At 25.6% G+C, this 15,067-nt stretch carries 13 protein-coding genes and 3 pseudogenes; 11 read left to right on the forward strand and 5 right to left on the reverse strand.

All coding sequences use genetic code 4. From position 1 onward, the window contains the following. Positions 1-125: 125 nt before the first annotated feature. The 3 genes from AACL02_RS09335 (at position 126) to AACL02_RS09345 (ending at position 2,489) form a co-directional block, all read left to right on the forward strand. Entirely contained in the window at positions 126-911 is a 786-nt protein-coding gene (locus AACL02_RS09335; RefSeq protein ID WP_339041097.1) for a TrkA family potassium uptake protein, read from the forward strand. After that, positions 823-1,473: an IS1595 family transposase gene (locus AACL02_RS09340; protein WP_339041099.1), complete on the forward strand. Its 651-nt coding sequence runs from the start codon at positions 823-825 to the stop codon at positions 1,471-1,473. Before AACL02_RS09335 ends, AACL02_RS09340 begins: the two co-directional genes overlap by 89 nt. A 608-nt stretch (positions 1,474-2,081) precedes the next feature. Next, positions 2,082-2,489, forward strand: a complete 408-nt coding sequence (locus AACL02_RS09345; RefSeq protein ID WP_339041101.1) for a hypothetical protein — start codon at positions 2,082-2,084, stop codon at positions 2,487-2,489. A gap of 178 nt (positions 2,490-2,667) precedes the next feature. Here AACL02_RS09345 and AACL02_RS09350 read toward each other — a convergent pair. Continuing rightward, positions 2,668-2,919, reverse strand: a pseudogene (locus AACL02_RS09350) (transposase); the annotation flags it as partial. 95 nt (positions 2,920-3,014) lie between these two features. Here AACL02_RS09350 and AACL02_RS09355 point away from each other — a divergent pair. Next, entirely contained in the window at positions 3,015-4,253 is a 1,239-nt protein-coding gene (locus AACL02_RS09355; RefSeq protein WP_339043707.1) for an IS256 family transposase, read from the forward strand. Between the two features lie 39 nt (positions 4,254-4,292). Here AACL02_RS09355 and AACL02_RS09360 read toward each other — a convergent pair. After that, positions 4,293-4,721, reverse strand: a pseudogene (locus AACL02_RS09360) (IS256 family transposase); the annotation flags it as partial. Positions 4,722-4,753: 32 nt separating this feature from the next. Then, entirely contained in the window at positions 4,754-5,575 is an 822-nt protein-coding gene (locus tag AACL02_RS09365) for an IS1595 family transposase (RefSeq protein ID WP_339041103.1), read from the reverse strand. A 183-nt stretch (positions 5,576-5,758) separates the two neighbouring features. On the opposite strand from AACL02_RS09365, the gene AACL02_RS09370 reads away from it, so the two are divergent. Further along, positions 5,759-6,052: a hypothetical protein gene (locus AACL02_RS09370; protein ID WP_339041105.1), complete on the forward strand. Its 294-nt coding sequence runs from the start codon at positions 5,759-5,761 to the stop codon at positions 6,050-6,052. 95 nt (positions 6,053-6,147) lie between these two features. On the opposite strand, the gene AACL02_RS09375 is transcribed toward AACL02_RS09370, so the two are convergent. Next, positions 6,148-6,963, reverse strand: coding sequence for an IS1595 family transposase (locus AACL02_RS09375; RefSeq protein WP_339043708.1), 816 nt, complete (start codon positions 6,961-6,963; stop codon positions 6,148-6,150). 107 nt (positions 6,964-7,070) lie between these two features. Between AACL02_RS09375 and AACL02_RS09380 the strand changes: the two genes are divergently transcribed. After that, on the forward strand, positions 7,071-7,553 hold the full coding sequence (locus AACL02_RS09380) for a hypothetical protein (RefSeq protein ID WP_339041107.1): 483 nt from the start codon (positions 7,071-7,073) through the stop codon (positions 7,551-7,553). A 25-nt stretch (positions 7,554-7,578) separates the two neighbouring features. Here AACL02_RS09380 and AACL02_RS09385 read toward each other — a convergent pair whose 3' ends face one another. Continuing rightward, positions 7,579-7,872: a hypothetical protein gene (locus AACL02_RS09385; protein WP_339041109.1), complete on the reverse strand. Its 294-nt coding sequence runs from the start codon at positions 7,870-7,872 to the stop codon at positions 7,579-7,581. Between the two features lie 365 nt (positions 7,873-8,237). On the opposite strand from AACL02_RS09385, the gene AACL02_RS09390 reads away from it, so the two are divergent. The 5 genes and pseudogenes from AACL02_RS09390 to AACL02_RS09410 all read left to right on the forward strand — a co-directional run. Beyond that, positions 8,238-8,855 (forward strand): hypothetical protein, encoded by a 618-nt coding sequence (locus AACL02_RS09390; protein ID WP_339041111.1) that lies wholly within the window; start codon positions 8,238-8,240, stop codon positions 8,853-8,855. A 40-nt stretch (positions 8,856-8,895) separates the two neighbouring features. Further along, positions 8,896-12,891, forward strand: coding sequence for an ABC transporter permease (locus AACL02_RS09395; protein ID WP_339041113.1), 3,996 nt, complete (start codon positions 8,896-8,898; stop codon positions 12,889-12,891). 20 nt (positions 12,892-12,911) lie between these two features. Then, entirely contained in the window at positions 12,912-13,163 is a 252-nt protein-coding gene (locus AACL02_RS09400; RefSeq protein WP_339041115.1) for a hypothetical protein, read from the forward strand. Continuing rightward, positions 13,163-13,984, forward strand: coding sequence for an IS1595 family transposase (locus AACL02_RS09405; protein ID WP_339041117.1), 822 nt, complete (start codon positions 13,163-13,165; stop codon positions 13,982-13,984). The genes AACL02_RS09400 and AACL02_RS09405 overlap by 1 nt, the downstream gene beginning before the upstream one ends. Before the next feature lie 69 nt (positions 13,985-14,053). Continuing rightward, a pseudogene (locus AACL02_RS09410) lies at positions 14,054-14,863 on the forward strand (ABC transporter ATP-binding protein); the annotation flags it as partial. Positions 14,864-15,067: the final 204 nt, after the last annotated feature.

Genomic DNA, 15,067 nt, shown 5'->3' on the forward strand with positions numbered 1-15,067 from the left:
ATACTATAGTCATTTCTATTAAATATTAGTTTTAAATGTAAAATACCAATATTTTAAGAATTAGTTTATAATTTAGTATAATATAACATATTTAAGTAAATATTATTTAAGGAAGAAGGATATAGATGTCTTCATCAGAAAATGATTTTTGTGTCATTGGTTTAGGTAAATTCGGAATTTCAGTTGTTAAAACTTTAGAAGAATTAGGTAAAGTTACATTAGCTATTGATAAAAGAGAAGACCGTTGTCAATTAGTTTCATCAATAGCTTCTGAAACTTTAATTTTAGATTCGACTAATCGTGATGCATTAAATGATGCTGGAATTCATAAAGTGCAAAATATTATTATTGCTATTGGTTCTGATTTAGCAGCTTCAATTGTTACTGCTGTTCATGTTTTAGCAATTCATCGTGAACACAATACATTATCATCACTTAATCTTATTGCTAAAGCTGTTGATAGTACTCACCAACTAATTTTAGAAGCAATTGGTATTACTAATATTATTTTATCTGAAACAGAAGCCGGTAAGAAAGCTGCATATCGTGCTATTTGAAAATTAGGAATAGATTTAACTACAGTTGATGAAAAGTACTCAATAGCTAATGTAATTGTTAAAAATACTAAGTTTACAAATAAAAAACTAGAAACTTTAAAAATTCCTAGCAATTATAAAATTAACTTAGTTGCAATTAAACGTCACGGTAAAGTTATTATTCCTAGTAGAAATGAAATATTAATGTTAAATGATGAACTATTATTTATTAGTTATAATGAAAATATTAACGGACTTCTCCCCACATGTACTTGTGGAGGGAATAATGAAACTGAATGAATTCAACAATGCTTTTCAAACTGAACAGCAATGTCTTGCATATATAGCAAATTTGAAAGAAAACAAATGTATTAGGTGTTTTAGTTTTAATTTGAATACTTCTGATTTAAAAAGAATGAGATGTTTAAAATGTAATCAAACATTTAGCATTCTCACAGGCACCATATTTTCAAGGTCACAAACATCTTTAACATCTTGGTTTTATCTTATCTTTAGATGAATAAACACCAAACATGGAATTCCATCAACAGATATTGCAAAAGAATTGGGAGTGACTTTGAAAACTGCTTGAAGAATGACTCATAAAATCAGAACACGTATTGCAAAACAAAAACCTCAATTTATTGTTGAAGGTACAGTGCAAATTGATGAAATGTATCTTTCACATATGGGTTTTAAAAAACAAGGAAGATCCTTGGTGAATAAAACCTTGATTGTTGGCATTTATCAAAAAACAACCAATAATTTAATTGTGAAAGTATTGAAAAACGCAAAGAGTAAAAATCTTTTGCAGTTTGCAAAAAACCACATTTCTTCAAAATGTCTTGTATATACTGATTATTGAAAAGGATATTGCGATTTTAAATCAGTTTTCACTAAGCATGAAACAGTTAACCATCAAGATGGCTATGTTTAAAAAATTGGTGTAAATACCAACCAAATTGAATCAGTTTGAAAACATATAAGAAGAACATTTAAAACACATATCAAAGTTGCAAAACATCATGTTCATTTATATGCTAAAGAAGCTGCATATAAATTCAACAAGATACCTAGTTTTGAAACTGTAATTCTATGTTTGATTTAAAAATGTGGGGAGAAGTCCGTAGATAGGCTTTTCTCAGCATTTATGTGATAAAATTAAAATAGTACATAAAGGGAGAAAAGCCAATATTAATTCTGTTTGTAATGATTTTTCAATTGGTGATACTAATAAAATATTTGAGCCTACTATTATTAAAACGGTAAAGAAAAAGCGTTCATTTTGAAATTGATTCAGAAGAAATAAGAAAAAGAAAAAACATAAAAAATTAAAGAAAAAGGAAGTTAAGAAAGAAAAAAAACACTACTAAAAAAACAAAATTAATTATAAGAAAATTGTTTTTTATTTTTAGAAATATTAATGTATTATCATTGTAATAAAAATTATATGTTTTAATCTAAATATAAGTTTTTAACCGATTGCTTTATTTTTTAAAGTAAATAGGTTTTTTTATTTTTTGAAAGGAAAATATTATGTATACAATGGAAAAAAATAAGAAAGTACTAATTAAAAAAATAGAAAAAATTTTTAAAATAATTCAAATTAATCAAAAAAATTTAAGCAAAGAAAGAATACGGAAACATAATCAAAAACCTGAGGTTGGAACTAAAAAATTAAAATATTCTCAAAGGCCTGAAGTGAAAGCGAGAAAACGAGAATCTTATCAAAGATGGTCCCAAAAAATAAAGAAAAAATACGAGAATATAATCACAGATGATGTCAAAAAAATAAAGAAAAAATACGAGAATATTATCAAAGACCCGAAGTGAAAGCAAGAAAACGAGAATATAATCAAAAGTCAGAAGTGAAAGCAAGAAAACGAGAATATTATTACAGATGATATCAAAAAAATAAAGAAAAAATGAGAGAACATACTCAAAGTCCTATAGAGTGATATGATACTCAAATTTGCAAAAATTCAAAATATATTAAAACAAAATATGCGACAGTTATAGTAAAGCAAAAAGTTGATGATACGATAATGCTTTCTAACATCGTACCAATGCCAGTAACTAAAAGTAATGAAGAGGCTTTTTAATAATCTGTGTATCTTTGTTTTATAAAGTACTAGTTTAGATTAATTCTATCTTCAAATTTTATCATAAAATGAGCAATTGCTGTATTTCAATTTTGAATAGGCAATGTTCATTTTTTTGTTATATTTTCAATTGCCAAGTAAAATATTTTGAAAACTGCCATATCATTAGGAAAAACTTTTTTATTTCTGATGATTTTTCGTAATTGACTATTAACAGATTCAATAGCATTTGTAGTATAAATCACTCTTTTGATTTCTACTGGATAACTAATAAAAACCATTGGAAATGTTTAGTAATCTGTGTAACTTACAAAAATAACTATGTTTAATTAATTCTAGTAAATATAATTAAATGACTAGAAAGAGTGAGTTACAGATGGCTAAAAAAGATAACTTTAATAATAATGATCCAATATCAAAAGCAGTAGATTTATTACTAGAAAATACTGAAGATTTAACAACAGTTTTTAAACCTGGCGGTTTATATAAAGAATTAACAAAAAGATTAGTTGAAAAAATGTTGAATTCTGAAATGCAAAATTATTTAGGATATGAAAAAAATAAACATAGTACTACTGAAAATGCTCGTAATGGTACAAGTTCAAAAAAATTAATAACTCAACAAGGTAAAATTGAAATTGATGTACCAAGAGATCGCAATAGTAATTTTACTCCTGTAATAGTTCCTAAAAGGCAAAGAAGATTTGATGGTTTTGATCAACAAGTTCTTTCCTTGTATGCAAAAGGAATGACATTATCTGACATTAGAATGCAGTTGCAAGAGTTATATCATGGTGCTGATATTAGTGAAAGTGTTATTAGTCAAATTACTGATGATGTTATTGATGATGTTAAAGCATGACAAAATCGACCATTAGAAAGTATTTATCCTATTGTTTATTTTGATTGTATAGTAGTTAAAGTACGACAAGATAAACGGATTATTAACAAATCAGTTTATATAGCATTAGGAGTTGATTTAGAAGGCAAAAAAGATGTTTTAGGATTATGAATTAGTGAAAATGAAGGTTCTAAGTTTTGATTATCTAATTTCACAGAAATGAAAAATCGTGGCTTAAATGATATTCTTATTGCTTGTAGTGATAATTTAACAGGCATGTCAGAAGCAATACAATCAGTTTATCCTAAAACAGAACATCAATTATGCATTGTTCATCAAATTAGAAATAGTTTAAAATATGTTTCATACAAACATCGAAAAGGTCTAGTTGCAGATTTAAAACCAATTTATAGTGCATGTAGTGAAGAACAAGCAATGCAAGCTTTAGAATCGTTTGAAAGTAAATGAAATAAACAATATCCTCAAATTACTAAATCTTGATATAAAAATTGAGATAATTTAATGGTTTTTATTAGTTATCCAGTAGAAATCAAAAGAGTGATTTATACTACAAATGCTATTGAATCTGTTAATAGTCAATTACGAAAAATCATCAGAAATAAAAAAGTTTTTCCTAATGATATGGCAGTTTTCAAAATATTTTACTTGGCAATTGAAAATATAACAAAAAAATGAACATTGCCTATTCAAAATTGAAATACAGCAATTGCTCATTTTATGATAAAATTTGAAGACAGAATTAATCTAAACTAGTACTTTATAAAACAAAGATACACAGATTATTAAAAAGCCTCAAACCATTAAATTATCTCAATTTTTATATCAAGATTTAGTAATTTGAGGATATTGTTTATTTCATTTACTTTCAAACGATTCTAAAGCTTGCATTGCTTGTTCTTCACTACATGCACTATAAATTGGTTTTAAATCTGCAACTAGACCTTTTCGATGTTTGTATGAAACATATTTTAAACTATTTCTAATTTGATGAACAATGCATAATTGATGTTCTGTTTTAGGATAAACTGATTGTATTGCTTCTGACATGCCTGTTAAATTATCACTACAAGCAATAAGAATATCATTTAAGCCACTATTTTTCATTTCTGTGAAATTAGATAATCAAAACTTAGAACCTTCATTTTCACTAATTCATAATCCTAAAACATCTTTTTTGCCTTCTAAATCAAATCCTAATGCTATATAAACTGATTTGTTGAGAAAAGCCTATCTACGGACTTCTCCCCACATTTTTAAATCAAACATAGAATTACAGTTTCAAAACTAGGTATCTTGTTGAATTTATATGCAGCTTCTTTAGCATATAAATGAACATGATGTTTTGCAACTTTGATATGTGTTTTAAATGTTCTTCTTATATGTTTTCAAACTGATTCAATTTGGTTGGTATTTACACCAATTTTTGAAACATAGCCATCTTGATGGTTAACTGTTTCATGCTTAGTGAAAACTGATTTAAAATCGCAATATCCTTTTCAAGAATCAGTATATACAAGACATTTTGAAGAAATGTGGTTTTTTGCAAACTGCAAAAGATTTTTACTCTTTGCGTTTTTCAATACTTTCACAATTAAATTATTGGTTGTTTTTTGATAAATGCCAACAATCAAGGTTTTATTCACCAAGGATCTTCCTTGTTTTTTAAAACCCATATGTGAAAGATACATTTCATCAATTTGCACTGTACCTTCAACAATAAATTGAGGTTTTTGTTTTGCAATACGTGTTCTGATTTTATGAGTCATTATTCAAGCAGTTTTCAAAGTCACTCCCAATTCTTTTGCAATATCTGTTGATGGAATTCCATGTTTGGTGTTTATTCATCTAAAGATAAGATAAAACCAAGATGTTAAAGATGTTTGTGACCTTGAAAATATGGTGCCTGTGAGAATGCTAAATGTTTGATTACATTTTAAACATCTCATTCTTTTTAAATCAGAAGTATTCAAATTAAAATTAAAACACCTAATACATTTGTTTTCTTTCAAATTTGCTATATATGCAAGACATTGCTGTTCAGTTTGAAAAGCATTGTTGAATTCATTCAGTTTCATTATTCCCTCCACAAGTACATGTGGTGATAAGTCCGAGAAAAAAATATTTCTTTACTAGAAAGTAAATTAACAAAAATTGGTAATCAAGCAACTGAAGAAGTTCAAAAACTACTTAAAGAAAAAAAACGATTACTTTTAGAAAAAGAAAAGTTAGAAACTTTAAATAAAAAAGGTAGTCAGAAGTTGACAACTTTAAATAAAAAAATACAAATGTTATGACAGTACAATCAAAATTTAGTGGCATTTACTGATAGTTATGATATAAAATCTTGTATTTATATTAACCCAATTATTGAAAAAAAAATAGTATCAAAAACATTAGTAGTTAGTGAAATGATGGAAGTAGTTGCACCACTATCGGTTTTAGTACCTACAGGTCAACAATTTTCAATTGAGACTGAAAATTGAGAAGACGTTCATATTGCTGATGAATTAACACCAGGATTTTGTTTACAACCAAAATTATTTACAATGTAATTAGTATTATTATGGCTTTTCTCCCTTTATGTACTATTTTAATTTTATCACATAAATGCTGAGAAAAGCCTATCTACGGACTTCTCCCCACATTTTTAAATCAAACATAGCATTACAGTTTCAAAACTAGGTATCTTGTTGAATTTATATGCAGCTTCTTTAGCATATAAATGAACATGATGTTTTGCAACTTTGATATGTGTTTTAAATGTTCTTCTTATATGTTTTCAAACTGATTCAATTTGGTTGGTATTTACACCAATTTTTGAAACATAGCCATCTTGATGGTTAACTGTTTCATGCTTAGTGAAAACTGATTTAAAATCGCAATATCCTTTTCAAGAATCAGTATATACAAGACATTTTGAAGAAATGTGGTTTTTTGCAAAATGCAAAAGATTTTTACTCTTTGCGTTTTTCAATACTTTCACAATTAAATTATTGGTTGTTTTTTGATAAATGCCAACAATCAAGGTTTTATTCACCAAGGATCTTCCTTGTTTTTTAAAACCCATATGTGAAAGATACATTTCATCAATTTGCACTGTACCTTCAACAATAAATTGAGGTTTTTGTTTTGCAATACGTGTTCTGATTTTATGAGTCATTCTTCAAGCAGTTTTCAAAGTCACTCCCAATTCTTTTGCAATATCTGTTGATGGAATTCCATGTTTGGTGTTTATTCATCTAAAGATAAGATAAAACCAAGATGTTAAAGATGTTTGTGACCTTGAAAATATGGTGCCTGTGAGAATGCTAAATGTTTGATTACATTTTAAACATCTCATTCTTTTTAAATCAGAAGTATTCAAATTAAAATTAAAACACCTAATACATTTGTTTTCTTTCAAATTTGCTATATATGCAAGACATTGCTGTTCAGTTTGAAAAGCATTGTTGAATTCATTCAGTTTCATTATTCCCTCCACAAGTACATGTGGGGAGAAGTCCGATTATTATTTCGTATAAATAAGAATCATTAAAATTATGTTATAGTTTATATAGAGGTGACCATATAGTGAACAATGAGGTACTAAAAACAATTTTATTCAAGAAAGAAATAACTATCAAAGATAGAATATTATTTAAAACAATTTTTGAGGTTTTAAGTACTCTTTTTACTAATGAAGATTGTGTATCAATATTAAAAAGTGGTTATAAAATAAATGATTATCAACAAGTTTGATTTTTAACGATTACTCCAAATAGCGAAAAAGAAAAAGTAATTAAAACAGGATATGCAAATTTTTTGTCAGAAGATTGAAATGTTATTTATCAATTTAATAGTACTAGTACAAGTGAAAAAAGAAAACAATTGGGTGAAAAATATATTAAAGATAAAGTAGAATTTGTTACTTTTGTAAAAATAAAAGAAAAATCAAAAGTCATTGGTTATCATTTTATAGGTATATTTGTTTTTGATGATTATCATAATAAAGATTACAAAACAATGGTTTTTAAAAAAGTTAAAGATAGTTATAAATTAAAAAAAAAGAGTTAATAAATATTTATTAACTCTTTTTTATTTATAAAGATATATGTTTAGTTTGATTTTCACTTTCTTCTTCAAAAATAGTAATATTATTAATATTAATTTCTTGTATCTTTTTTTTCAATGGTTTTGAAATAATTTTTCTATTTGAAAAAACTGTTGATGTATTTTTAGTTGGTTGTTCAACAATTATTGTTTTAGTAGTAGATGTAGTAGTTTGATAATTAGTAGTGGGGTAGTACATATAGTTTGAATCAATAGGTTGTAAATATTGATATTCATTATCAAAATTATTACTAAAGAATTTAATACAGCAGTTTCATAACATTTTCTTTTTTTCCTTTTTTTTTGAATATTTGAACACTATCTAAAACTAAATAATTGCATTATTTAATTTTAATAGTTTATAATTATAATAATAGCAAAGTTTATTTAAAGGTGAATATAATGTTACGTAGTAGTAATATTTTAAAAATTAATAGTATTAATAATTTTGAACAATTATTTATTTTTTTTGGTTTACCAGTTCTTTTTTTACTTTTAATTATGAAATTAACTTTTTTAATTACTATTAATTTTCATAAAAATAGTATTAATAATAAAAAAATATTTAATAAAACAAAAATCATTATTCTTCAATTTAGTTTATGATTTTTAGCACAATTTTGTTTATTTTTATTACCAGTTCAAGAAATGGTAATTAATATTAATTTTTTAGATTTAGAAAGTTTACCAATGCTATCATTGATTTCAATTTTACATTTATTTATTTGTTTTAGTTTTTTAATCCGTAATAATAATCAGATTATGAAAGTGATGCGTTTTACTATTTTGTCAATTATTATAATTGCCATTATTTTACAATTTAATTTTACTATGATTAAAATATCATTACCATCAATAAATAACTTTGTTTCAATACTAATTTTAGTGTTCTTTTACTATTGATTAGGTTTTTTTTCATGAAAAATGTTTAGTGATAATTTATTTACAATTTTTAATTTAATGAAAAAAACTTGAGTGACATTATTTAGTAATTCTTCATTACCTAATATTTTTAATAAACAATTTCCAGTAAAAGCATATACTAAAACTAAAATTATCATTTTAACATGGCAATTTAAAAAACAAATGTTTACTAATTTTGACCACCAAGTTTTTATTACTGATAATAATAAAAAACTTTTAATTGCTATTTTTAAGAAGAATTTAACTTATTTTTTAAGTGCCCAATTAACACTACTTATTACTAAAACTATTCAAGATTTAAAAACTTTAATTAATGGTTGAAAAATGGCTTTAATTCAATAACTTTTTTTGTTTTAAAATTTAAAAGAAAGGAAGAACGAATATGAAAAAACAATCATTTTTGCTTTTTAAAAATGCGTTTAAACAAGCATTTCGTAATAAAATTCAATTAGTTGGTTTAATTGTTTTAGTATTATTATCATCAACTATTTTTTCATTAATGCAAACAAGTTTAGCAAGAATTTCTGATGAATATTCAACATTAGTTGCAAAATCTAATTTACATGATTTTGTTATTGATTTATCTAATACTACTCCAAAAACTGTTTCTAATAAAATCTCAACATCAACAACTGCTGTTGATGAAAAGAATGATTTTGATATTAACAATATTGCAAATGATGCTGGTAATGAATTTATATGAGATCGTGTTGAAGGCAGAACTATGCAATTAGATAATAATAGTAATCCTAGAATTTTAAAAATATTAACTTATAATCAAGATGCTCGTATTGATAAATTAATCATTAGTGATGGTTATCAAATAGGAGATAGTAAAAATCCAGATAAAACTCCAAGTTGAAAACAGGTAGTTATTAATAAAGAATTTGCTCAAAAAAATAATTTGCATATTAATGATACAATTCGTGTGCAATCAGATCAATTAGGAAGTAGTTTAAAAGTTTCAGGATATGATTTAAATGATGCTGCTTATAGTAGTTATAATTGATTAAAAATTGTTGGATATGGTGTATCTGCTGATTTCACAACCCCAATTATTGATCAAACTACACCAATTCCAAATAAAACTCGTGAAGGTTTATTATACGTTGATCCAATGCAATTTGGTTTAAGTAAAAGGTTAGAAAAAAATAATTATATTTGATCATATGATAAAGCTAATGAAAAAATCACAATTTCTTCTGATAATGATCGCGAAATTTATTTTGTTGGAAAATCAACAATAGGTAAAATTAATGATATTAAATTAATTTCACAAAGTTTAAGAAGTAAATATATTAATACTATTGATTCTGATGCTGCTTTAGTATATAAGTTAGGAAATAATAAGTATACATTTAATAATCGTACTGCTACTTTGAATGCAACTATTATTGGATTTAAAAGTTTATTAATTGGTTTATTGTTAATTGTTTTAATTATTACAGGAATTACAGTAATATTAATTACTTATAAAAATATTGATAATTCACGAACACAAATTGGAATTTTAAAATCATTAGGTTATAGTAATATTAAAATTTTAATTACATCTTTAGCTTATCCAATGGTAGCAGCACTTATTGGTACTATTTTAGTGTTTTTACCAGCAAGTGGTTTACAAGTAATTATAGTTCAAACATTTGCCAACTATTTTAATCTAGATTTTGGTCGTTTTATTTTTGATGGTTTAGGATTTATATATTGTTTAATTTTAATATTTGGTTTTTTATCAATTATTGCATGAGTTATTAGCGCTTTAACAGTTATTAAAAAACCAATAGATTTAATTAAAAACGAATCAGCTACTGTTAATTCTCGCTTTAGTCGAATTATTAAAACAAAAAGTATTAATCGTGGATTTTTAACAAGATTCCGTTTATCACTATTTACATCATCAATTGGAAAAATGGCAGCAGCATCATTAACTATGTTTTTGGGAACAACGTTAATGACAACATCTATTATTGGTCCAAAAATTATGGCTGATAATAAATTACTTTCTTTTACTGGTATGAATTATCAATCCTTAGTTGAATATGACATTCCGACTTATAATTCTCCATATAGTTTTTATAAAACTTATAATCCAAATAATAAAGATGATTGAACTTATACTTCTACTGTTGATAGTACTACTGGTGATACATATTGACATCCACCACGTTTTGATAATTCTGGACCATTAAATGATACTTTTGTTAAAGAATTATTAGAAAATAATATTAATGCTGAAGCATATGCTCCAATGTCAGATGAATCTAATCCCCGTGGTGCTATTAGTGATTTAGGATATACTGGTTTAACGTATTTAAATGGTAAAATGCTTACTAAAAACTTTTTAAATGGATTAGATTCTAGTGATATTAAAGATGCTTCTGTGATTGTTGGAATTATGGTACAAATGGCTTGACCAAATGCATTACCAATGTATGACACAGTTTTAAAAAATACTAATATTAACAGTTTTTATAGTGAGAATACTTATAATATTATTAGAAAATTTTATCAAAAATATCGAACAACAGTGGCAATGAATATTAGTGGTACGATTTCAAAGACTGGTAAGATTAGTACTAATCCTAATGATTTAGATATTACAAAATTCAAAGATTGAGCAAATAGTAATATTCCTGCTTACAAAAATGCCTCAAGTAAGGGTCCTACTTTTATTAATGATATTGATAATTTAAGTTTTGATACTAGCGATAAATTATATCCGTGACATTTAACTAATGAAACACAATTATTGAATAATAATGCATCTGAAATTAGTGACAAAGAGCGTGATAGTTGAATTAATAAAGTTGGAATTTGATTTGGTGCTTTATTTTATAATAGAATGGGACAAACTGTAGTGCAAGGTGCTTATACTAAAAGCCCATATTTTATTCGTCAAAATATTGCCAAAGCTTATAGTGATCCCAATGCTCCTTTTAATGTTGCTTTTAATGTTGTGCCTTTTGATAAAGAAACTGATGAATTAGGAACTTACTTTATTGGTACTCCTGAAAAATTATTTAAACAGAACAAATATTTAATGAAAGTTTATGGTTTACAAAATCAACAACAGTTAGGCAAACCTTCAATGATGCAATTATATGATGCTGGAGGTTCTTCATTAAATCCACTTTTAGAACAAGAAAATAGTGATGATAGTATTAGTCTTGTTATTAATCAAACGATTGCTAAACAATTAAATTTAAAAATAAATGATGAATTTAAAATGAGTAGTAATGGTAATACTATGAAATTTAAAGATAATAATAAATTGAAACCTTTTGATTTGGATAAAATTAATATTGATAACATTGTTGGTGATAGTAAAAATGTTAATAATGTAACATTATTAAGACAACAAACTGGTTATACACAAGTTGATGAGTTAAAGGATGGGGCTTATGATAATATGGGTATTAATGTTACAAATATGTTAAAAGAAGTTACTGCTGGTAAGGTTGTTAATTCTTATAATGATAAGATAAGTTCTAAAACACCAACGTATAAAGTAGTTGGTATATATAATGGTTATGGTCAACCTAATGCTTATATTAGTAAAACTAATGCTGATAAAGTTTTATCATTTAATAAAACAAAAGAATTTTTATTTTTATTATTTAAAAAAGAATGAGAAGACAAAAAAACAACTTGTGATGTTGATTTTGGTAAATTAAAATCATTTAATGAATATCAAAATTTTCTTAATCAATTAAATGATCCCGTTATTTATAAACTTAATCAAATATTTGAAAATGAAAATCCAATTTTTAATTTTAAATTTTCAAATTCGCAATCATTACCAGATATAACTAATTCATTTTCAACTTCGCAAATGTATGGAGATTACAGTGCTTTTGGTTTAAATGGTGGTACTGATGGTTCTGGTACTTATCAAGGTTATGGTGCAGGTAGTGCTGTTAATATTACGCCACAAGATATCCATCATCAGTTGTTAAATCAAATTACTGCTTTAGTTGATACAGTATTGGTTGCATTTATTATCTTTTCATTAATCATTTCGTTCTTTATTATTTTATTAACAAGTAATTTAGTAATTTATGAAAATCGTAAAACAATAGCAACAATGAAAACACTTGGTTATAGTGATGCAAAAATAACTAATATTGTTATTGGTATGTATTTACCAGTGATTGCTGTTATGTTTGTTATTGGTTTTCCCGTAGGATGAATAATTGTTAAGTTTATTCTTAACTATTTAGCTGCTAATACAACATGGGTTTTACCATTATTCTTTGTTTGATGATTACCGCTTGTGGTTGGTTTAATTGTCTTTGGTATTTATGCAACAACCTTTATTATTGATTGATATGCCATGAAGAAGATTAATCCAATTAAAACTTTAAATGAAATTGATTAAAAGCAGAAGGGAATAAAAACATGAAAAATGATAAAAAAAACACTAAAAATTCAAGTGAACAAGTAACTAAAAATAAGTTAGAATCTAGTTTTACAAAGAAGTCAGTATCTAAAAATGAAGGTGCAATACCACCAGTAACCCATAAATCTCATGATAAACCAGAATCAAAGGAAGAAATAGAAGCTAATAAAGCCAAATTGCAAGCTTTTAAAGATAATCAAAAAGCAATTAAAAAACGGACTTCTCCCCACATGTACTTGTGGAGGGAATAATGAAACTGAATGAATTCAACAATGCTTTTCAAACTGAACAGCAATGTCTTGCATATATAGCAAATTTGAAAGAAAACAAATGTATTAGGTGTTTTAGTTTTAATTTGAATACTTCTGATTTAAAAAGAATGAGATGTTTAAAATGTAATCAAAAATTTAGCATTCTCACAGGCACCATATTTTCAAGGTCACAAACATCTTTAACATCTTGGTTTTATCTTATCTTTAGATGAATAAACACCAAACATGGAATTCCATCAACAGATATTGCAAAAGAATTGGGAGTGACTTTGAAAACTGCTTGAAGAATGACTCATAAAATCAGAACACGTATTGCAAAACAAAAACCTCAATTTATTGTTGAAGGTACAGTGCAAATTGATGAAATGTATCTTTCACATATGGGTTTTAAAAAACAAGGAAGATCCTTGGTGAATAAAACCTTGATTGTTGGCATTTATCAAAAAACAACCAATAATTTAATTGTGAAAGTATTGAAAAACGCAAAGAGTAAAAATCTTTTGCAGTTTGCAAAAAACCACATTTCTTCAAAATGTCTTGTATATACTGATTCTTGAAAAGGATATTGCGATTTTAAATCAGTTTTCACTAAGCATGAAACAGTTAACCATCAAGATGGCTATGTTTCAAAAATTGGTGTAAATACCAACCAAATTGAATCAGTTTGAAAACATATAAGAAGAACATTTAAAACACATATCAAAGTTGCAAAACATCATGTTCATTTATATGCTAAAGAAGCTGCATATAAATTCAACAAGATACCTAGTTTTGAAACTGTAATTCTATGTTTGATTTAAAAATGTGGGGAGAAGTCCGTAGATAGGCTTTTCTCAGCATTTATGTGATAAAATTAAAATAGTACATAAAGGGAGAAAAGCCTTAAAAAATTAACAAAAACTCATTCAAAAGAAATTTTAGCAGGTAAAATTATATCAATGACTAATAATACTCCTGATACTCAAACTAATGTTATTGAATTATTTGATGTTAAAAAATCTTACTTAACTGGAGACTTAGAATATGAAGTATTAAAAGGAGTTAATTTAAAAATTAAATTAGGTGATTTTGTTGTTATCTTAGGACCATTGGGAAGTGGTAAGACAACATTATTAAATATTATTTCGGGATTGGATAAACCTAATACTGGTGATGTTTTTGTGGCGGGATACAATTTATCTTTATTAAAAGATAGTCATTTAACTAAATTTAGACGAGATAATGTTGGTTTTATTTTTCAACAATACAATTTATTAACTAACTTAACTGCTCGTGAAAATGCTGAAGTTGGTGAAAATCTTGCTAAAAATAAAAATAAAAATATGAGTATTGATGATATTTTTCAAGTTATTGAAATGGATGAACATATGAATAAATTTCCAAGTCAATTATCAGGTGGACAACAACAAAGAGTATCGATTGGTAGAGCACTAGCAAAAAATCCGACAATTTTATTTTGTGATGAGCCAACAGGAGCACTTGATGAAGAAATGGGGCGTAAGGTATTAGAGATTTTATTGGATGTTAATCGAGAATATAAAACATCAATTATTATGGTTACTCATAATCCTAACTTCCAATATGTTGCAAATACTGTTATTAACGTTAAAAATGGTAAAATTATTAGTGTAAAGAATAATGAAAAACCAATGAAACCAAATGAAATAAATTGATCATAAGAAAAGGGTATAGATGGGGGTTGATTTAATAAATATAAGAAAAATGCATATTTTCATGCATTTTTCTTATATTTATATAGAGTAAATACTTGTATAAAGAAAAAAATATTAAATTATAAGAATCTAATAGAAAATACTATATTTTATTTAGTTTAATTATTTTTTAGAAAGAAAAAGGTGCAAGGCAATGAGTATTGGTTTAAT

This window comes from Spiroplasma endosymbiont of Apeira syringaria, assembly GCF_964020205.1.
GTDB classification, from domain to species: Bacteria; Bacillota_I; Bacilli_A; order Mycoplasmatales; family VBWQ01; genus Spiroplasma_E; species Spiroplasma_E ixodetis_A.